Source organism: Mesorhizobium sp. LNJC391B00 (genome assembly GCF_000502535.1).
In the GTDB taxonomy this organism is placed as follows: Bacteria; Pseudomonadota; Alphaproteobacteria; order Rhizobiales; family Rhizobiaceae; genus Mesorhizobium.
In genome coordinates this window covers 25,918-46,404 of the sequence record NZ_AYWI01000001.1, presented here as the reverse complement: position 1 = coordinate 46,404, position 20,487 = coordinate 25,918, and the positions used below count along the sequence as shown (strand labels likewise).

Below are 20,487 nucleotides of genomic sequence, written 5' to 3'. Positions count from 1 at the left end.
GGTCCCAAAGGCGACACCATACATCTGCTCTGCAGTGACTGCTTCGGGCAGTTGGCGGACCGCTTGGTGCGTCTTCAATGGCTGAAGACGAGCGGCGGCGCCAATCGATCCCGCCGCAGCCAGCGCGCTAACAGCAGCACCGCCACCACGGCCAGACCCGACGCAAGGCCGATCCAGATGCCGACGCCGTGCAGGCCGAAATGGAAGGCGAGCAGCACGCCGAGCGGCAGGCCGATGCCCCAATAGCCGATCGCGGCATAGATCATCGGCACCTTGGTGTCGTGCAGGCCGCGCAGCATGCCGGCGGCAACGGCTTGCGCACCGTCGAAGATCTGAAACAGCGCGGCAAAGGCCAGGAACGACACGGCCAGCGCGATCACCCTGGCGTTCGCCGGATCGGTCATGTCGATGAAGGCGCTGATCAACAGATGCGGCCACAGCACCATCACCAGCGCCATCAGCGCCATGGACGAGACGCCGATGACGAAGGCGGTCCAGCCGGCGCGCGAAACGCCGGCCGGATTGCCGGCGCCGTGGGCCAGCCCGACGCGCACTGTGACGGCCTGGTTGAGACCGAGCGGCACCATGAAGGAGATCGAGGCGATCTGGATGGCGATGGCGTGCGCGGCGAGCGAATCCGCATCGATCAGGCCCATCAGCAGGGCTGCGGCGTTGAAGATCGTCACCTCGAAGGCGAGGATGCCGGCGATCGGCATGCCGAGCCGCAGCAGACCCTTGAAGCGCGGCCAGTCGGAGCGCCAGAAGCGGCCGAACAGGCGGTAGCGGCGGAATTTCTTCTCCAGCATCACCACGGCTGCCAGGCCGCAAAACATCAGCGTGCTCGACAGCGTGGTCGCCAGCCCCGAACCGGCAATGCCCATCGAGGTGACGCCGAGATTGCCGAACATGAACACCCAGTTGAAGAAGGCGTTGCAGGCGACGGCGACGAAGACGATGATCAGCGCCCAGCCCGGCCGCTCCAGCGCCGAGATGAAGGAACGCAGCACGATATAGCCGTAGAAGGGCAGCACCGCCCATTCCAGCCAGCGCAGATAGATGCCGGCCTGATGTGCCAATGCCGGCTCCTGGCCCATGGCCAGCAGAATGGCCTCGCCATGCCACAGCACCATCCAGATCGGGATCGAGATCAGGATCGCCAGCCACAGCCCTTGCCGCACGGTGCGGCGCAAATCGCGCACCGAATAGCGGCGGCGGCCAAGCTCGGTGGCGATCATCGGCGAGGTCGCCAGCATCAGGCCGAGGCCGAAGATCAGCGGCATGAAATAGAGGTTGGCGCCGAGCGCGCCGCTGGCCAGCGTGTCCGCGCCTAGACGCCCCATCATCATGACGTCTGTGGCGGTCATCGCGGTCTGGCCGAGATTGGTGAGCACCATCGGCCAGGCCAGCGCCAGCGTCGCCCTGATTTCCTGACGCCAAAGATTTTCCGGCGCACGAGCGCCGGCTTCGATCGCAGACATTGTCCTGCTCTTTCCGATTGCGGCGCGTCGGCAACGAGGCCGGAAGCCGCACTTCCAAACGGCAAAACCTTCGGTTTCGCAGCGTTTGCGTCGTTCTATTGGACGAAATGCGGCATGAAGGCAAGGGAGGACGGGCAGCCGGCGATTGAGCCAGAGGCGGGAACCCCCTCCTGTCCGGCCGCCCTTGGATCAGCCGATGCTTTCGCCACCGTCGATCACCAGCGCCTGGCCGGTCATGAAGGATGAGCGGTCGGAGACGAGGAACAGGATCGCTTCGGCGATCTCCTCGGCGCTGGCCCAGCGGCCCATCGGAATCCTGGTGCGGACATAGGTTTCGATCGCATCGCGTCCGCCCATCTGGGCGATGAACGGCTCGTTGAAAGGCGTGTCGACCCAGCCGGGGCAGAGCGCGTTGACGCGCACATTGTGCCGGGCATAGTCGAGCGACATCTGCCTGGTCATCGCCACCACGGCATGTTTGGACGTGGCATAGGCGATCATCTCGCGGTCGTAGAAGACGCCCGAATTCGAAGCCGTGTTGAGGATGACGCCGCCGCCTTGCGCGACCATTGCCGGCATGACCAGCCGCGCGGCCAGAAACTGCGCCCGTACATTGATGCGCCATGACGCATCCATACCATCGACCTCGACCTCGGTCAGCGTGCCGCCGACCTGGATGCCGGCGTGATTGTGCAGAATGTCGATGCGGCCATACTTGCCGAGAGTGCCTGTGATGAGCTTCTCGACCGCGGCGTCGTCAGAGACGTCGGTAACAACGGCCTCGGCCTGCCCGCCCACTGCCCGGATGTCCGCCGCTGTCGTCTCGCCGCTGGTCTTATCCCGGTCGGCGATGACCACCACAGCGCCTTCCCTGGCCATGATCATGGCGCCGGCGCGGCCGATGCCGGAACCGGCGCCCGTCACCACGGCGATGCGGTCTCTAAGGATCATGAATTTGTCTTTCAGCTGGATGGCTTGTTCAGTTTGACGGCTGGCGCTGGCGCAGCTGCCATTGGGCAAGCACCACCAGAAGAACCGAGGCGACGAGCACGATGGTGGCGATGGCGTTGATTTCCGGCGTCACGCCGCGCCGGATCGAGGCGAAGACATAGATCGGCAGCGTCGTCTGCGCGCCGGCGACGAAGAAGGCGACGATGAAATCGTCGAAGGAGAAGGTGAAGGCGAGCAGGAAACCGGCGACCACAGCCGGCATGATCTGCGGCAGCACGATCGAGCGAAACGTCGTCAGCGGCGTGGCGTAGAGATCGCTCGAGGCCTCGACCAGGTTGCGGTCGAGGCTGGCGAGACGCGTGCCGACGATTATCGTCACCAACGCCATCGAAAACAGGCCGTGGGCGGCGATGATCGATCCATAGCCGAGCGACAGGCGCGGCGGCTGGTCGTTTGGCCAGATCGAGGCGAGGAACGGGTTGAGCACGCCAAACAGCTGGACCAGCGCGACAAGCGTCGAGATGCCGATGACGACGCCGGGAACGACGATCGCGGCACCCATCAGCGCGTCGAAGACGGCGCGGGTTCTGAGCCCGACCCGCGCCAGGCCGAGTGCCGCCGCCGTGCCGCACACCGCCGCCAGAAGGGCGCTGGTGGTGGCGATGAACAGGCTGTTCTTCAACGCCTCGACCAGGAACGGGTTCGACAGCGCCGTGCCGTACCACTGCACCGAAAAGCCGGTGAACTCGCTGGCATGGCGGCCGGCGTTGAAGGAAAACAGCACGACCAACGCGATCGGCAGATAGAGGAAGGCGAAGACGGCTGTGACGAAGGCGCGCATCAGATCAGATCCACCCTGCGGGCGCCCGACACCCGTGTCGAAATGCGGTTTGCCGCGATCAGCACCACCACCGAAACCGCCACCAGCGTGATGGCGATGGCCGATCCGAACGGCCAGTTGCGCGACTGCAGGAACAGGTCGACCAGCGCATTGCCGATGAAGAACACCTTGCCGCCGCCAAGCAGCGTCGGGATCAGGTATTCTCCGAGCAGCAGGATCATGACCAGTGAGAAGCCGGTCATGACGCCCGGCAGCGACAGCTTCAGCGTCACCCCCAGAAAGGTTGAGAGCGGGGTCGCGCCGAGATCGGCGGAGGCTTCCAGCAGCCTTCGGTCGAGCCGCTCGAGACTGACATAGATCGGCAGGATCATCAGCGGCAGATAGCCATAGACGATGCCGAGCAGCACGGCGCCCGGCGTGTTGATCAGCCTGACATCCTCGATACCGACAAAGGCCAGCAGCGCGGGAATGCCGCGTCCGCCCAGAATGTACATCCAGGCATAGGTACGCATCAAAAGGCTGGTCCAGAACGGAATGACGACGAGCGCAAGCAGGATCAGCCGCCAGCGTTGCGGCGCCTTCAGGGCAAGGTAGTAGGCGACGGGGTAGGCGACGAGCAGGCAGGCAAGCGCGCCCACCGGCGCCAGCATCATGGTGTTCCAGAAGGCAGTCGCCCGCGCCGGGAGGTTGGCATATTGCGCCAGCGTGAAGGCGGCCTGGTAGCCGCCCTCCGGCGCCCGCTCGCCGACGCTGAACACGGCAATGGCGACGAACGGCAACACCAGAAACACCACCAGCCACGCTGTAGCCGGAGCGAGCAGCAGCGCTGTCAGGATGTTATACCGAAATCTGTTGCCGTGCATGGAAACCGCCCCGATGCCGGCGGACATAGGCCCACCGGTTTCCGTTTGCGTCAGGCCGGCCTCAAGCCGACTTGAAGCGCGCCATCAGCTCGGCGCGGCCGGGATCGGTCAGCGTCGCCGCCGCACCGAATTCCAGCGGTGTCAACAGGTCGGCCGCCGGATAGAGGATCGGATTGTCCAGCACTTCCTTGGGCAGCAGCTTGTTGACGCGTGCGTCGGTCGACGGCGCGCCGTTGGCCAGATGCTCCTTCACCGCGACCTCAGGGGTCATCAGATAGTTGAGCAAGGCATAGCCGGCCGGCTTGTTCGGCGCGTCCTTCGGGATGGCGTAGAAATCGGTCCAGATTTCGCCGCCCTCCTTGCCCAGCACATAGGCGATCTCCGGGATATCGCGATGCAGCTGTGCGCCGTCATTCGTCCAGCACATGGTCATCCAGGCGTCGCCCGCCCGCATGCCCGGCTGGTAGTCGGACGAGACCGCGAACAGATGCGGCTTGACCTTGAGCAGCAGCTCCTCGGCCTTGGCGAGTTCGTCCTGCTTCAGCGAGTTGAAGGAATAGCCGTGATATTTCAGCGCGTTGCCGATTGTGGTCAGCTGGTAGTCGTGGACCATGGTGCGGCCATCGCCCTCGGCCATGGCGACGTCCCAGAATTCCTTCCAGCTGGTCATCGGCTTGGCCAGCTTCTTGGTGTTGACGGCAAAGCCCGTGGTGCCCCAGTTCTTCGGCACCGCGTAGGTCGTGCCGTCGATCGTGCCTTCCGAGGTGAAGCGCGGGTCCTCCTGGGAGCTGTCGAAATTCGGCAGCTTGGCCATGTCGAGCGGATCGATGATGCCGAGTTTCTTGTAGGTCGAGATCGTGTAGTTGGTCGGCACGAACAGGCTCCAGCCCGAGGCGCCGGCCTGCAGCTTGGCAAGCATCTCCTCATTGGAGCCGAAGACGTTGACCTCGACGGCGACGCCGGTGTCCTTCTTGAAATTCTCGAAGGTCTGCGGGTCGTGATAGTTCGGCCAGGTGGCGATCGACATGCGGTCGCCGAGGTTTTCGGCGGCGAAGGCCGGCGTCGGCATGATGCCGAGCTCGCGCGCCATCACCGCGGTTGCGATGCTAAGGCCGGTGAGGCCGAGGAAATCGCGCCGGCCGATCGAGCCGCGCTTCAAACGCATCAGCTGGTCGACGAATTTCTCGGGGCTTATCGGCAGTCCGTCACGATATGATTTCGACATTTTTTGCTACCCTCTGGTTGGTCCCGTTGTTCTTGGTCTCCGGAAACGCCAGCGGCGTCCCGGAGGCAAAGCCGATGGCGACGGGTTCGCCCGGCTTGAAGAGATTGCCATGGCCGATCACATGGTCGGCCTTGGCCAGCAGCGTTCCGATGCCCTGCACCTCGATGGCGTATTCCGCCGTCGAGCCCAAGAAGATCCGGTTGCGCACGATGCCCTTGAAAGGGCTGCCTTTGGTGGCGCCGAGGCTTAGCGATTCAGGACGCAGGCTGACAGAAACGGTCTCACCCTGCTGCAAGGCGGTTCGTTTGCGCGCGGCAATGACGGTTCCGTCCGCCAGCGCCACATTGACAAGATCGCCTGTATGCCCGGCAACCTTGCCGCTCAACAGATTGGTCTTTCCGACGAAGTCGGCGACGAACAGGTCGGCCGGCTCGTCATAGATCTCGCTTGGTTGCCCGAGCTGTACGATGCGGCCGCCATTCATGACGCAGACGAAGTCGCTCATCGACAGCGCTTCCTCCTGGTCGTGAGTGACCAGCACGAAGGTGATGCCGATCTCGCGCTGCAGGTTCTGCAACTCGATCTGCATATCGGTGCGCAGTTTCTTGTCGAGCGCCGCCAGCGGCTCGTCGAGCAACAGCACCGCCGGCTTGTTGACCAGTGCGCGCGCCAGCGCGACGCGCTGCTGCTGGCCGCCGGAGAGTTCGTGGATCTTGCGGCGGCCATAGCCGGCGAGCCGCACCATTTCGAGCGCCTCGCCGGCGCGCCGGCCGATTTCCTGCGACGACAGGCGCGGCCGTGCCTGGCGCAACCCGTAGGACACATTGGCTTCGACATCGAGATGCGGAAACAGAGCGTATTGCTGGAACACCATGTTGACCGGCCGACGATAGGGCGGCGTTCCGGCCATGTCCCGGCCACGGATAAACACCTGGCCTTCGCTCGGCTGCTCGAAGCCGCCGATGATGCGCAGGCATGTGGTCTTGCCGCAGCCGGACGGTCCGAGAAGGGCGACAAAGGCTGAGGGGGGCACAGCGAGATCAATGCCGCTGACAGCGGTCACGGCGCCATAGCGCTTGGTGACGCCGCGAAATTCGATGTCGGGCACTGCGGTCAAGGTGCTGGCTCCAGCAACAGGGCTATTTCAGGACGCTACCAGAGCCAATGGCGTCTAGTATATACCTCGCAGGTGGTATATCTGAGCTATTTTCGGGTTTAAGGGGGTATTAGTTGGGCGCTTCCCGCAGCGACGAATACAGCCGGCTCGCAGCCCTTGTCGCGGCGACACGAGAGACGAGCGGCGACCTGTTCGGCCAGGCAATGGTCGGCTGGCTGAGCCAGCATGTCGGCTTCGACCACTGCGTGATCTTCGGTTACCGCGGCGCCTCGCGACCGCCGCTGCTGTTCGAAACCTTCTCGCCGGCCGAGAGCCATGTCTTCGTCACGCTCTATCAGGAAGGACCTTATCTGCTCGACCCATTTCATCACGCGGCGGTGGAGCGCAAGGAGGGGTTCTGGCGCATGCGCGAACTGGCCCCCGACCGCTTCTATGCCAGCGAGTATTTTCGCACCTACTATAGCCAGACAAGGCTGGCCGAGGAGGTCGGCTTCTTCGTGCCGCTGCCCGGCAAGGATGCGCTGGTGCTGTCGCTGATGCGATTGCACGCCTCGGGTCCCTTCGGCACCGCCGATGCCAGGCTGCTGCGCGACATGGCACCGGCGGTCATCAACTTCGCCCGGTTGCGCTGGCCCGCACTTTCGGCCGAGGAGCAGGACGAAGCGGAGCAGGGCGAGACGATCGCCGCCGTCAACGAGTTCGACCGTGCCCACATTTGGGAAAGCCTGTCGCTGACCCCGCGCGAAAAGCATGTCGTCGATCTGGTGCTGCAGGGGCATTCCACCGAGTCGATCGCAAGAGCCATGCGCATCGTGCCGGGAACGGTGAAGGTTCACCGCCGCAACATCCACCGCAAACTCGGCATCAAATCCCAGGCCGGGCTGTTCGCCCGCTTCATTGAGATCATCGAGAGCCGGCGTTGAAATCGCTGAGGCAGACATCGTTCACTTGCGGGCGACAGACTGCTACGGATTGCCCGAAACCAGTCGCTTCCTCATACGCCCCGGAGAGCAGACGATGGCATTCAGGCGCAGAAAGAACACGGCCGCGATCCCTCGCACGGTGCCGGCTTTCGAGCACATCGTCACCGAGGCGAGCGACAGTTTCCTGTGGCGGCTCGACGACTATCCCTGGGAGCGCAATGTCTGGAATTTTCATCCGGAATACGAGATCCATCTCCTGAGGAAGTCTTCCGGGGTCGCGCTGGTCGGCGATCACATCGGCGAATTCGGGCCGGGCTACCTGAGCATCGTCGGCGGCGGGCTGCCGCATGACTGGGTGACATCGGTGCAACCCGGCGAGCTGATCGAAGGACGCGACATCGTGCTGCAATTCGATCCGCAGCGGCTGCGCGGCTCGGCGGGACTGCTGCCTGAGCTGCGCGAACTAGAACCGTTCCTGGAGCGATCGCTGCGCGGCATCGTCTTCCATGGCCGCGCCGCGCTCGACGGCGCTGCGCTGATGGAACGGATGGGCACCGTGCACGGGCTCGCCCGGTTTTGCCTCTTCCTCGAACTGGTCGATCTGCTGGCCAGGACAGACGAATACGAGCTTTTGTCCTCGCCGGATTTCTCACCCGCGCTCGACGCAACCTCGCTGGACATCATCCAGCGCACGCTGACCTATCTCTTCCAGCACTTCGCCGAGGACCTGAAGCTGCCGGAGGCGGCGGAGCTGGCGGGGATGAGCGAAAGCACGTTTTCGCGCTTCTTCCAGAAAAACACCGGTAACAGTTTCAGCGACCACATCGCCAAGCTCCGGCTCTGGCAAGCCTGCAAGCTGCTGGCGGACACCGATATTCCGATCACCGACATCTGCTTCCAGGTCGGCTACATGAACATCTCCAACTTCAACCGCGCCTTCCTGCGCAAGCACCGGATGACGCCGTCATCCTACCGCAAGCTGTCGAAGCAGCGGATGACGATGCGCGCCTGAAAACCGGCCTTCCTCACTCCATCGGTACTCATGTGACAGAGGCCGTGCAGGCGGGCCGGATTTTGCAGCGCACAATGCATAAAAGTACAGGTCTGCTGCAACGGGGCTTCTAGCGCGGCCTTTAGCAACTCCTCATTTTGGCGATGGGTGGCTTGTCGCTCGGGCGATGGCGAGGATCGCGCAACCGAAGACTTACGCTTCCTGCGACTGTTCCTGGAGGAGAAAATCAATGAAACCAATTCGGCTCGCTGCGAGCATAAGCGCAGCTTTCATGCTTACCACGACCCTCTCGACCATGGCGCTGGCGGCGCCGGTCTGCTCGGCGCCGGTCAAGGTGCTGGCGCAACCGCGTGACGGGCTGACGCTGCTGGAAGCGTCCAAGGACGAGTTCCAGAAACTGGCCGGCGCCAGCTTCCAGATCGACTATCTCAACGAGAACGACCGCCGGGCAAAGTCGCGCGCCGATGCGTCCACGGTCGGCAACTACAACGTCTACTATGTCGACGAAGCCAATGTCGCGCTGTTCGCCTCGTCGAAATGGATCGTGCCGCTCACCGACTATTACCCGGCTGACTACGACTACGCCGATTTCGACCCGGGCCGGCAGAAGGTCGCCACCTATGACGGCAAGGTGTGGTTCGCGCCGCTGACCGGCGGCGGCGACCTGATGGTCTACCGCAAGGACATTCTGGAAGCCGCCGGCATCCAGCCGCCGAAGTCGCTGGACGAGTTGATCGCCGACGTGCCGAAGCTGACCGATCCCGACAAGGGCATGTACGGCATCGCGCTGCGCGGCGCGCGTGGCTCGGGCGCCAATGTCTGGCGCTGGATGCCGTTCTTCAAGGCCTATGGCGGAAAATGGTTCGACGGTGACAAGCCGGCTTTCAACTCCGAGGCCGCGGTCAAAGCGACCGAGACCTATCTTAAACTGTTCAAGGATTCAGCGCCCGGCACGCAGACCGGCAGCTGGGACGAATCGACCGGCGCCTTCCTGTCGGGCCAGGTTGCCATCTTGGTCGAATCGACGCCGCTGTCGGGCATGGCGGTCGACCCGAAGACCTCGCAAGTGGTCGGCAAGATCGGCTTCCTGCCGCCGCCCTCGCCACTGACCGGCGGCGGCTACGGCCACGGCCTCGCCATCGCCGCCAAGGCCAATGCCGATGACGCCGCGAAGCAATGCGCCGGCCTGTTCATCGCCTGGGCGACGTCGAAGGAGAACGAGAAGCGCCGGCTCGACGCGCACCAATTCGGCGAGCTCAACCGCACCAGCGTGCTGTCCAGCAAGGAGTTCGCCGACATCTATGGCGCCGATCTCGGCCAGGCGCTTGCCGATACCGGCAAGGTGACGGCGGTGAACTTCTGGCAGGATCCGCGCTGGCCGGATCTCGGCGACCGCTGGGGCATCATCCTGGAAGAGCTGGTCACCGGCACGCGCACCGACGTCAAGGGCGGCCTCGACGAACTCGAGGCCTACGCCAACGAGCTGGTGAAGAAGAAGTAATCCTCCCGCCCGCGGCGCGCGGTCCACGGCATTCGACCGGATGCCGGGACCTGTGCGCCGCGGGTCTCTCCAAAAAGGCACAGCCCGAGGATAGGCAATGCGCCGACGCTCTTCCCTGCCCGTGACGTTTCTGGTTCCGACGCTCGCCATTCTTCTGGTGCTGTCGATGGTGCCGACGCTGTACGCCATCGTCATTGCGCTGCAGAACCGCGAGCTGAGCTCGTCGGACTATTCCTGGGTCTGGCTGTCGAACTTCATCGACCTGTTCGCCGACCGGCGTTTCCTCAACGCGGTCTGGGTTTCGGTGAAGTGGGAAATCGTCACCGTGGTGGCGACGATGATGGTGGCGATCGGGCTCGGCGTGCTGATGTTCGAAGTAGCGTCGCCGCGGCTGCGCAACATCTACTGCCTGCTGTTCATCATCCCGGTGCTGTTGCCGCGTGTCTCGGCGGCCTTCGTGTGGAAGTTTGCCTATCATCCGCTCTACGGCATCGCCACCTATCCCTACAGGCTGATCACCGGCGGGCTGATCTTCGACCCGCTGTCGAAGCCGTCGATTGCCCTGTTTGCCGTCGCCTCGGTCGATGTCTGGCAGTGGGGACTGTTCTTCGCGGTCATCGTGCTGAAGCTTCTGGAGACCTTGCCGCCGCAGCCGATCGAAGCGGCGCGGCTCGACCACGCCAAACGCTGGCAGATCCATGCCTATGTGACCTTGCCTATGCTGAAGGCGCCGCTGATCAGCCTGATGTTCGTCAAGATGATCGAATCGCTGCGCTCCTTCGACCTGATTTATGTGATGACGCGCGGCGGGCCGGGCGTGGCGACCGAGACGCTCGACATGTACGCCTTCTCGCAAGGCTTCATCGAATCCGGCAAGGTGTCCTATGCCTCGGCCATGGCGGTGCTGATGATGATCGCGACTGTCATCACCTTCACCATGCTGTGGAAGCGGGTGCAGGCATGAGGCCGTATCGCATGAGACCGGGCCGCCTCATCGGCAAGATCATCCTAGCCTTCGCCGGCTTCATGGCGGTGTTTCCGCTCGCCTGGACGGCGGTCAATTCGCTGAAGAACAATGTCGACATCATCACCCGCGTGCCGCGCCTGGTGTTTACCCCGACCTTCGACAATATCAGCTACATCATCGGCCGCGACAGCGTCATGACCGGTCTCTATAACTCGGTCATTTCCTGCGGCGTCGCCGTGCTGATCGGCGTCATGCTCGGCCTTCCGGCAGCCTATGCGGTGGCGCGCTATCCCAATCGCTTCGCTGGCGACATCCAGTTCTTCGTGTTGTCGCTGCGCTTCCTGCCCCCGGTGGCGGTCGCCATTCCGCTGATGGTGATCTGGCTGCAGATCGGGCTCTACGACACCTTGCCGGCGCTGATCGTCACCTATTCGCTGCTCACCATCTCGGTGATCATGTGGCTCGCCATTCCCGCCTTCCAGGCCGTGCCGAAGGAAATCGAGGAAGCCGCTTTCGTCGACGGCTACGGCGCTTACTCGGTGTTCTGGCGCATTGCGCTGCCGGTAGCGGCGCGCTCGCTGATCGGCGCCGTCGCCTTCAGCTTCGTGCTGGTGTGGAACGAATTCCTGATCGCGCTGATGCTGTCCAGTTCCAACGCCAAGACATTGCCGATCGTCGCTTCCGAACTTTCACAGCAAGGCATGAACGTGCCGTGGGGAATCCTCAACGCCTCGGTCGTGCTGTTGTCGCTACCGCCGCTGCTGTTCCTCGGCGTGCTCAGCGGCTTCCTGAATTCCGTTTTCCGGCAAAAAAAGACTTGATGCGAGGACTTACCTATGCGGGCACTGGTGCTTGAGAAAAAAGGCGAACTGTCGCTGCGCGAGATCGCGCTGCCGCTCGACGTCGGACCGGGCGATGTCAAGATCGCCATCCACACGGTCGGCGTCTGCGGCAGCGACGTGCACTATTACACCCATGGCGCCATCGGCAGCTATGTCGTGCGGGCCCCGATGGTGCTCGGCCACGAAGCCGCGGGAACGATCGTCGAGATCGGCGCCAATGTCGGCACGCTGAAGGTCGGCGACCGCGTCTGCATGGAGCCGGGCGTGCCGAACCTGTCGTCGCGCGCGACCAGGCTCGGCATCTACAATGTCGACCCTGACGTCTCCTTCTGGGCGACGCCGCCTGTGCATGGCGTGCTGGCGCCCTATGCCGTGCACCCGGCCGCCTTCACCTACAGACTGCCGGACAATGTCACCTTCGCCGAAGGCGCGATGGTCGAACCCTTTGCCATCGGCATGCAGGCGGCGCGCCGCGCCCGCATCGTGCCTGGCGACGTCGCCGTCGTCGTCGGCTGCGGCCCGATCGGCATCATGATCGCGCTGGCGGCGCTGGCCGGCGGCTGCTCGAAGGTGCTGATCTCCGATTTTTCCGCACCCAAGCTCAAGATTGCCGCGCAATATCCCGGCATCGTGCCGGTCAATATAGGTGAGCAATCGCTGGTCGACGCAGTCTCCGCCGCGACCGACAATTGGGGCGCGGATATCGTGTTCGAGGCGAGCGGCAGCCCGAAGGCATTCTCCGACCTGTTCGATGTCGTGCGGCCGGGCGGCGCGGTGGTGCTGGTCGGACTGCCGGTCGAACCGGTCAGCCTCAACGTTCCGGCGGCGATCTCCAAGGAAGTGCGCATCGAGACGGTGTTCCGTTACGCCAACATCTTCGACCGCGCGCTGCAGCTGATCGCCTCGGGGAAGGTCGACCTCAAGCCGCTGATCACCGGCACTTATGATTTCTCGGACAGCATCGAGGCCTTCGAGCGGGCGGCGCAAGGCAAGCCGCAAGACGTCAAGCTGCAAATCCTTCTTACCGGCGAGAAGGGCTGACCATGTCCGCGATCGTTTGCTCCCATGTCGACAAGGCTTACGGCGCCACTACCGTCATCCGAGACCTCAATCTCTCGATCGAGGAGCACGAATTCGTCGTATTCCTCGGCCCGTCCGGCTGCGGCAAGTCGACCTTGCTCAGGATGCTGGCCGGACTGGAGGATATCAGCGGCGGGGAAGTGTCGATCGGCGGCAAAGTGGTCAACGATCTCGAGCCCGGCGAGCGCGGCATTGCCATGGTTTTCCAGAACTATGCGCTCTACCCGCATATGACGATCTTCGACAATATCGCCTTTGGGCTCAAGCGACAGAAAGTGCCCCCGGCCGAGATCCGGAAGCGGGTCGAGGCGGTGGCAACGACGCTCGGCCTCGAACCTTACCTCGCCCGCAAGCCGACCGAACTTTCCGGCGGCCAGCAGCAGCGCGTGGCGATTGCGCGCGCCATGATCAAGACGCCGAAAGTGTTCCTGTTCGACGAGCCGCTGTCGAATCTCGACGCCAAACTTCGCAACCATATGCGGGTCGAAATCGCCCGCCTGCACCAGTCGCTGAAGACCACTACCGTCTATGTCACCCACGACCAGCTCGAAGCGATGACGCTGGCCGACCGGATAGTGCTGCTCAGGGATGGCGTCATCGAACAGATCGGCTCGCCGGCCGAGATCTATCGCCAGCCGGGCAATCTGTTCGTCGCCGGCTTCATCGGTACGCCGAACATGAATTTCATCGACGTGGCCGTCGGGCGGAAGGACGAACGCTGGACGCTGACAGGCGGCGGCTCGACCTTCTTCATAGAAGGCCTGGGCTTCGATCTGCGCGGCGTCCATCGCGCCGTGCTTGGAATCCGACCGCCGGACCTGAAGACCGCCGGTGCTCAGAGCATCAATCTTCTGCAAGGCACCGCCGACCTCATCGAGTTCCACGGCAATGACGCGCTGGTGACGTTCGCCTGCGGCGGCAAGGAGGTCGGCGCGTTGGTATCGGCCCGCGAATGCCCGGCGTTGCGCGCGCCTGTGCGCTACACATTCGAGGAGGAGAGCGTGCATCTGTTCGACGCGGCGACCGGCGCATCCTTGCGGCGGCGAGAGGAGGCCTAGATTTGGTACGCAATTCCGGACGGAAAACCGTTTCACGCTTTTCCTGGAATTGCTCTAGTTGATGGCGTCGAGCGCCTGCCGCTGGCGGTGCATTTCGAGGAAGATCCTGTAGTCGCGGTCGAAGCGGCCTGACGCGGTCGGGTTCGAGGTGCGCGCCCTGCCGCCTTGCTGCATGGCGACGCAGGCGGCATTCAGGTCCGGGAACAGGCCAGCGGCAGTGGCGGCGACCATGCCGGTGCCGAGCAGAACGGCTTCGTCGGCCAGCGGCTCGATCACCGCGCAGCCGGTGGCGTCGGCATAGAGCTCCATCAGCAACGGGTTCTTGGTGTGGCCGCCGGTGACATGCAGCGTGTCTATGAGATAGCCGTTCTCGTTCAGCGCCTCCAGCACATGGCGCACGCCGAGCGCGATGCCGACGGCGGTGCGCCAATACAGCTTGCACAGACTGTCGAAGGAGGAATCCAGCGTCAGCCCGCTGACCACACCGACCGCATGCGGATCGGCAAGCGGCGAGCGGTTGCCATGGAAATCCGGCAGCACATGCAGCCTTGCCGCCAGCTTGTCACCTTCGGTGCTGCGCAGTTCGGCGACGCGCCTGGCGATTTTTGCATGCATGGCCGCGTCCGGCTCGCCGCCGGCGCCGTGCCAGCGGATGATATGGTCGAGCAGCGCACCGGTCGCCGACTGGCCGCCTTCCGACAGCCAGAGTTTTGGCAGTGCGGCGCCATAGTATGGACCCCAGACGCCGGCGAAAGGCTGCGGGTCGGGCGACATCGCCATGACGCAGGACGAGGTGCCGGCGATCAATGCCAGATGGCGGCCGATATTCTGCTCGTCGCCAGCAAAGCCGCCGAGCACGCCAAGCGCGCCGGCATAGGCATCGATGACGCCGGCGCCGACCCGACAGTTTTCGCTCAAGCCCAACTCCGCCGCCGCTTCAGGGGTGAGCGTGCCGATGTCTGCGCCGACAGCACTTGCCTTCTCCGGCAGGCTGCCGTGTTCGAACAGATCGCCAAGCCCGACCCTGTCGAAGAAGTCACGGCGCCAGCCGGTTTCCTCATGCGCCAGATAGGTCCATTTGGCGGTCAGCGTGCATTGCGAGCGCGCCAGCGACCCGGTCGCCTTCCAGGTCAGGAAATCGGTGAGGTCGAATAGGTAGCCGGCTTCATGCCAAGTCCCCGGCAGATTGCGCTTCAGCCACATCAGCTTCGGCGTCGCCATTTCCGGCGACATGACGCCACCGATATAGTCGAGTACGGCGTGGCCGCTGTCGGTGCATTCATCTGCCTCGGCGATGGCGCGATGGTCGAGCCAGACGATGGTGTCCCAGCGCCGTTCGCCCGTCACCGAGACGCTGAGCTGGCCGGCATTCCTGTCCAGCACCACCAGCGAGCAGGTGGCGTCGAACGACATGCCGACAATATCGTCGGCTGACACACCGGCCTTTTCGCGCGCGGCACGCACCGCGATGCACACAGCCGACCAGATATCCTGCGAATTGTGCTCGGCGTGATCGGCCTGCGGCTGGTTCATGACGATCGGATGCTCGGCGCGGCCGAGCAAGGTGCCTGACGTGTCGAGAATGCCCGCGCGGGCGCTCCCGGTGCCGACATCGACCGCGCAAACGAAGCTTTTCGTCAAGATGCTTTTACTCTCGCTCCCTAGAGCCGGATGATTTCAGGTCTGTTCGACCTGAAATCTGAATCCGTCTCTAAATCAAAGAAGTAGAGCATGATGTCGTCCGAAAACCGCTTCACACTTTTCGGCATCATGCTCTAGCCTGCAATCAGATCGGGCAATTGCAGCATGTCCGCGAATATAAAGTCCGGTTCACTCGACGCAAGCCGCGCTTTCAAGGCCGGGTTGCCGGCGTGCGAACCGCCGGTGAAAGCAAAGACGCGCATACCGGCCGCACGCGCCGCCGCGATGCCGGCAGGGCTGTCCTCGATTACGATGCAATTACCGGGATGCGCGCGCATAGCAGCGGCGGCATGGAGAAAAAGATCCGGCGCCGGCTTGCCGCGCGCGACCATGGCAGCGCTGAACAGATGGGGCTCGAGCAGGCCGAGCAGGCCGGTAACGTCGAGCGCATAGCGAATGCGGTCGAGCGTGCCGGAGGAAGCGACGCAGCAGGGCACGCCCAGCCTCGGCAGGATGTCGCTGATGCCGGGAATCGGCTTCAGCTCCTCGCGGAATTTGCGCATCAGCTCGACGCGCATATCGGTCAGGTGCACGTCGGTGATGTCGATGGTGAAATCGCGAAGAAGTATCTCGCGCACGCTCTTCATGCTCTTGCCGAGGAAATGCTCGTAGGCCGCATCCTCGCTGACCGAGCCCCCGGCGGCAGAGATCATGCCGAGCAGAGCCGAAACCGACAGCGCCTCGCTGTCGACCAGCACGCCGTCACAGTCGAAGATGACCAGTTCGGGCGTCATTGCGGCTGGCGTCAGAGCTTGCCGGAGATGTAGCGCGTCAGCGTCGCGCGCGTGCCATTCGCCCACAAGACGTTGAGCGCATGGGCAAAGGCCTCGGCGAACGCCGCCGAGCGGCCGACATCGCCATAGATGTCCTCCATCGCAAGCCAGGCGCCGGGCGCATCCTTCGCCGCCTTGGCGGTTGCCTGCAGCCGGTCCCAGCTGGGATCGTTGGCTTCGATGTCGGCGCCGCTGTCGGTGGTGCCGAAGCAATAGCGGCACCACAGCGCCGATTCCAGCGCGAGACCCGCAACGCTCTTCCCGGCTTTCAGCCGGTCGGCGATGGTCGGGATGATGAATTTCGGCTGCCGGTTGGAACCGTCGAGGCAAAGCCGGCGGATGGTGTCGCCGATCTTCGGGTTGGAAAAGCGGTGCTCGATGAGCTGGTAATAATCCTCCAGCACGGTGTCCGGCACCGGCGGCACGGTCGGGATGATCTCGTCATGCTCGAGCTTGGCGAGGAAGCCGCGCACCAGCGGCTCCTGCATCGCCTCATGGACGAAATGGATGTCCATCAACCCTGCGGGATAAGCGATCGTGGCATGACCGCCATTGAGGATGCGGATCTTCATCAGCTCATAGGGCGCGACATCCCTCACGAATTGCACACCGACCTTTTCCAGCGGCGGGCGGCCGCCGGTGAAACGGTCTTCCAGCACCCATTGCTTGAACGGCTCGCAGAACACCGGCCAGTTGTCCTCGAGGCCGAACTCGGTGGCGAGAATGCCGCGCTCGCGGTCGGAGGTGGCGGGGGTGATGCGGTCGACCATGCCGTTGGGAAAGGCGACATTGTCGCTGACCCAGTTTGCCAGATCCTCGTCGATCAGCCGGGCGAGGCCGATGACGCCATCCGAGGTGACATGGCCATTGTGAGGGATGTTGTCGCAGGACATGACGGTGAACGGCACGATGCCGTCGGCCCGGCGGCGCATCAGCCCGGCCAGGATGAGGCCGAACACCGTCTTCGGCGTCGTACCTGCCTGCGCGTCGGCAACGATATCGGGATGGGTCGGGTTGAACTTTCCCGAGGCCGGATCGATGAAATACCCGCCTTCGGTGATGGTCAGCGAGACGATCTTGATCGCCGGATCGGCGAGCTGGTCGATGATCGCATCCGCATCGCCGGGCGTCAGGAAATCGATCATGACGCCGGTGACGCGGGCGCTCATATGGTCGGAATCCTGCTCGACCACGGTGGTCAGCCAGTCCTGCTCCTGCAGCTTGGAACGACCGATTTTTTCGCCCTCGAAGACCCCGGCGCCGACCAGCGCCCAGTCATGGCCGATGCCTGCATTGAAGAGATCGTCGAGGTAGACCGCCTGATGCGACCGATGGAAATTGCCGACGCCGAAATGGACGATACCGGGTTTGAGCCTGGAGCGATCATATCTGGGACCGGCGACCTTGGCGGGGAGTTCCGAGAGGATCGAGGAGGAGAGTTTCACGGTCATTTTTCTACCCTTTTGGCCGGGCTGCGGCCTGCGTGATCCCGGCCCATCAACTCATCCATTGGCCGCCATCGACATTGTAGGTCTGGGCGACGATGTATTCGGCGTCGTCGCTGGCCAGGAAGACCGCCATGCCGGTCAGGTCCTCCGGCTTGCCCATGCGGCCATAGGGCACGCCCTCGCCGACCAGCCGCTTCTTCTCGCCCTTCGGCCGGTTCTCATATTTGGCAAACAGCGCATCGACCTCATCCCACATATCGCTGTCGACGACGCCGGGCGCGATGCCATTGACGTTGATGCGGTGCTTGATCAGGTCGAGCCCGGCGGACTGGGTCAGCGAAATCACCGCGGCCTTGGTGGCGCAATAGACGGCGACCAGCGGCTCGCCGCGCCGTCCTGCCTGGCTGGCGATGTTGATGATCTTGCCGCCCTTGCCCCTTGCGATCATCGAACGCGCCGCTGCCTGCAGCATGAACAAAGTGCCGGCGACGTTGACGGAGAACAATTTGTCATAGCTCGCTTCGGTGATCTCGACGATCGGCGCCAGGTCGAACAAGGCAGCATTGTTGATCAGTATGTCGAGGCCGCCGGTCTTTGTTTCGACCGCCTTGACCGACGCCTGGATCGAAGCAAGGTCGCTGACGTCGAGCCTGACCGGATAGGCGTTGGCGCCAATCTCGGCGGCCGTGTTTTCGGCAGCCGCCAGATTGATGTCGGCAATGGCCACCGTGGCACCCTCGCGCGTATAGGCTTCGGCAAAAGCCCTGCCGATGCCGCGCGCGGATCCGGTGATCAGCGCCGATTTGCCTTTCAGTCTCACTGCGTCAGCGCCTTTCCGTCGGGGCCGAAGCGATGCATGCGGACCTTGTCCGGCGTCAAATAGATGGTGTCGCCGTGGCGTACGGCCAGTTCGCCATCGGCGCGTACCGTCAGCGGACCGACGCCGTCGGCCTGGACATGCAGGAAGGTGTCGGAGCCCAGATGCTCGGCGACGCCGACAAGGGCTTTCCAGTCACCCGCGGTGGTCGATATCCCCATATGCTCAGGACGAATGCCGATGGTCTTGGCGTTGTATTTGGCCGCCGGCGCACCTTCGATCAGGTTCATTTTCGGCGAACCGATGAAGCCCGCCACGAACAGGTTCTTCGGCGACTTGTAGAGTTCCATCGGCGAGCCGACCTGTTCGATGTTGCCGGCGTTGAGCACGACGATTTTGTCGGCCATGGTCATGGCTTCGATCTGGTCGTGGGTGACGTAGACCATCGTCGTCTTGAGCTGATGGTGCAGCTCGCTGATTTCGAGCCGCATGGTGCCGCGCAGTGCGGCATCGAGGTTGGACAGCGGCTCGTCGAATAGGAATGCCGAGGGCTGGCGCACGATGGCGCGGCCGATGGCGACGCGTTGCCGCTGGCCGCCGGAGAGCTGGCCGGGCCGGCGTTCGAGATAGTTGGTGAGGTTGAGGACCCGGGCTGCGTCCTTCACCTTCTTGTCGATCGTCGCCACATCCTCGCCCGCCATCTTCAGCGGGAAGCCGATGTTCTTGGCCACCGTCATATGCGGATAGAGCGCATAAGACTGGAATACCATGGCCAGCTTGCGCTTGGCCGGCGCCTCGCCGGTGACGTCACGGTCATCGATGTTGATGGTGCCCCCGCTGGTGTCCTCGAGCCCGGCGATGAGGCGCAGCAACGTGGACTTGCCGCAACCCGACGGCCCGACGAAGACGACGAACTCGCCATTCTCGATGACCAGGTCGAGGCCTGGAATGATGACCGTCGATCCGAAATGCTTGGAGACGTTCTTGAGCGTGATGTTTCCCATGGTTTCCTCCCCGAGGGGTTATTTGGCCGGATTGCTTCAGGCAACGTCCGTTATTTTACCGCGCCGAATGTCAGGCCGCGCACCAGCTGCTTCTGGCTGAACCAGCCCATGATCAGGATGGGGGCGATGGCCAGCGTCGAGGCCGCCGAAAGCTTGGCCCAGAACAGGCCTTGCGGGCTTGAGAACGAACTGATGAAGGCCGTCAGCGGCGCCGCCTCGGTGGTGGTCAGGCGGATGGTCCAGAACGCTTCGTTCCACGCCAGGATGATGTTGAGCAGCATGGTCGATGCGATGCCCGGCACGGCCATGGGGGTCAGCACATAGACGATCTCGCCCCACAGGGTGGCGCCGTCCATGCGTGCCGCCTCCAGGATTTCGCCGGGGATTTCGCGGAAGTAGGTGTAGAGCATCCAGATCACGATCGGCAGGTTGATCAGCATCAGCATGATCATCAGGCCGATGCGGCTGTCGAGCAGTCCGGCATCGCGGAAGATGAGGTAGATCGGGAACAGCACGGCAACCGCCGGCATCATCTTGGTCGAGAGCATCCACATCAGGATGTCCTTGGTCCACTTGCCCGGCGAGAAGGCCATCGACCAGGCGGCCGGAACCGCGACGATCAGGGCCAGGATGGTCGAGCCGACCGAGAGCAGCACCGAGTTGAAGAAGAACTTGAAGTAGCCGCTCTGCGCCTGGACCTCGGTATAGCTCTCGAACGTCCCCGACGGGATCAGCGCGAAGCCCTGGATGGCCTCCTGCTCCGACTTGAACGAGGTGATGATCGTGTAGAGGATCGGGAAGAAGATCAGCAGCGCGACGATCCAGGCGGCGCCTGTCGCAATGACCTTGTGTTGGGTGGTGACTGCACGTGCCATCGTATCCTCCC

At 63.5% G+C, this 20,487-nt stretch carries 19 protein-coding genes; 7 read left to right on the top strand and 12 right to left on the bottom strand.

The window, feature by feature from the left end:
• Positions 1–74 precede the first annotated feature (74 nt).
• From X750_RS162320 to X750_RS162345, 6 genes are all read right to left on the bottom strand, one after another.
• The gene (locus X750_RS162320) at positions 75–1,478 is read right to left on the bottom strand and encodes an MATE family efflux transporter (RefSeq protein WP_023703704.1); all 1,404 of its coding nucleotides are present in this window, start codon (positions 1,476–1,478) and stop codon (positions 75–77) included.
• 189 nt (positions 1,479–1,667) lie between these two features.
• Entirely contained in the window at positions 1,668–2,429 is a 762-nt protein-coding gene (locus tag X750_RS162325; RefSeq protein WP_023703705.1) for a glucose 1-dehydrogenase, read from the bottom strand.
• Between the two features lie 28 nt (positions 2,430–2,457).
• Positions 2,458–3,270 (bottom strand): ABC transporter permease, encoded by an 813-nt coding sequence (locus X750_RS162330; RefSeq protein WP_023725981.1) that lies wholly within the window; start codon positions 3,268–3,270, stop codon positions 2,458–2,460.
• A complete protein-coding gene (locus X750_RS162335) occupies positions 3,270–4,133 on the bottom strand; it encodes an ABC transporter permease (RefSeq protein WP_023693099.1) in 864 nt (287 codons plus the stop codon). Before X750_RS162335 ends, X750_RS162330 begins: the two co-directional genes overlap by 1 nt.
• A gap of 61 nt (positions 4,134–4,194) precedes the next feature.
• The gene (locus X750_RS162340; protein WP_023746516.1) at positions 4,195–5,358 is read right to left on the bottom strand and encodes a spermidine/putrescine ABC transporter substrate-binding protein; all 1,164 of its coding nucleotides are present in this window, start codon (positions 5,356–5,358) and stop codon (positions 4,195–4,197) included.
• Positions 5,339–6,475, bottom strand: a complete 1,137-nt coding sequence (locus X750_RS162345) for an ABC transporter ATP-binding protein (RefSeq protein WP_023671264.1) — start codon at positions 6,473–6,475, stop codon at positions 5,339–5,341. Before X750_RS162345 ends, X750_RS162340 begins: the two co-directional genes overlap by 20 nt.
• Positions 6,476–6,588: 113 nt before the next feature.
• Here X750_RS162345 and X750_RS162350 point away from each other — a divergent pair, with 113 nt between their 5' ends.
• The 7 genes from X750_RS162350 (at position 6,589) to ugpC (ending at position 13,858) form a co-directional block, all read left to right on the top strand.
• Complete coding sequence (locus X750_RS162350; RefSeq protein WP_023746515.1) at positions 6,589–7,398, top strand: LuxR C-terminal-related transcriptional regulator; 810 nt, start codon at positions 6,589–6,591, stop codon at positions 7,396–7,398.
• Positions 7,399–7,492: 94 nt separating this feature from the next.
• The gene (locus tag X750_RS162355; RefSeq protein ID WP_023671262.1) at positions 7,493–8,410 is read left to right on the top strand and encodes an AraC family transcriptional regulator; all 918 of its coding nucleotides are present in this window, start codon (positions 7,493–7,495) and stop codon (positions 8,408–8,410) included.
• A gap of 229 nt (positions 8,411–8,639) precedes the next feature.
• Positions 8,640–9,911: a sugar ABC transporter substrate-binding protein gene (locus X750_RS162360; protein WP_023725985.1), complete on the top strand. Its 1,272-nt coding sequence runs from the start codon at positions 8,640–8,642 to the stop codon at positions 9,909–9,911.
• Positions 9,912–10,008: 97 nt separating this feature from the next.
• On the top strand, positions 10,009–10,875 hold the full coding sequence (locus X750_RS162365) for a sugar ABC transporter permease (protein WP_023700455.1): 867 nt from the start codon (positions 10,009–10,011) through the stop codon (positions 10,873–10,875).
• Between the two features lie 11 nt (positions 10,876–10,886).
• Complete coding sequence (locus tag X750_RS162370; protein WP_023671259.1) at positions 10,887–11,699, top strand: carbohydrate ABC transporter permease; 813 nt, start codon at positions 10,887–10,889, stop codon at positions 11,697–11,699.
• 15 nt (positions 11,700–11,714) lie between these two features.
• Positions 11,715–12,761 (top strand): NAD(P)-dependent alcohol dehydrogenase, encoded by a 1,047-nt coding sequence (locus tag X750_RS162375; RefSeq protein ID WP_023700456.1) that lies wholly within the window; start codon positions 11,715–11,717, stop codon positions 12,759–12,761.
• A gap of 2 nt (positions 12,762–12,763) precedes the next feature.
• A complete protein-coding gene (ugpC, locus tag X750_RS162380) occupies positions 12,764–13,858 on the top strand; it encodes a sn-glycerol-3-phosphate ABC transporter ATP-binding protein UgpC (RefSeq protein ID WP_023700457.1) in 1,095 nt (364 codons plus the stop codon).
• Between the two features lie 54 nt (positions 13,859–13,912).
• Here the strand turns inward: ugpC and X750_RS162385 are convergent, their stop codons facing one another.
• The 6 genes from X750_RS162385 to X750_RS162410 all read right to left on the bottom strand — a co-directional run bounded on the left by X750_RS162385 (position 13,913) and on the right by X750_RS162410 (position 20,476).
• Positions 13,913–15,499 carry an FGGY-family carbohydrate kinase gene (locus X750_RS162385; RefSeq protein WP_023700458.1) on the bottom strand — a complete coding sequence of 529 codons (1,587 nt, stop codon included), beginning with the start codon at positions 15,497–15,499 and terminating at the stop codon, positions 13,913–13,915.
• A 134-nt stretch (positions 15,500–15,633) separates the two neighbouring features.
• Positions 15,634–16,293, bottom strand: coding sequence for an HAD family hydrolase (locus X750_RS162390; RefSeq protein ID WP_023683588.1), 660 nt, complete (start codon positions 16,291–16,293; stop codon positions 15,634–15,636).
• An 11-nt stretch (positions 16,294–16,304) separates the two neighbouring features.
• The gene (locus X750_RS162395) at positions 16,305–17,783 is read right to left on the bottom strand and encodes a mannitol dehydrogenase family protein (RefSeq protein WP_023683589.1); all 1,479 of its coding nucleotides are present in this window, start codon (positions 17,781–17,783) and stop codon (positions 16,305–16,307) included.
• A 46-nt stretch (positions 17,784–17,829) separates the two neighbouring features.
• Complete coding sequence (locus X750_RS162400) at positions 17,830–18,600, bottom strand: L-iditol 2-dehydrogenase (RefSeq protein ID WP_023683590.1); 771 nt, start codon at positions 18,598–18,600, stop codon at positions 17,830–17,832.
• Positions 18,597–19,601 carry an ABC transporter ATP-binding protein gene (locus X750_RS162405; protein WP_023683591.1) on the bottom strand — a complete coding sequence of 335 codons (1,005 nt, stop codon included), beginning with the start codon at positions 19,599–19,601 and terminating at the stop codon, positions 18,597–18,599. The genes X750_RS162400 and X750_RS162405 overlap by 4 nt, the downstream gene beginning before the upstream one ends.
• A 50-nt stretch (positions 19,602–19,651) precedes the next feature.
• On the bottom strand, positions 19,652–20,476 hold the full coding sequence (locus X750_RS162410; protein WP_023671250.1) for a carbohydrate ABC transporter permease: 825 nt from the start codon (positions 20,474–20,476) through the stop codon (positions 19,652–19,654).
• Positions 20,477–20,487: the final 11 nt, after the last annotated feature.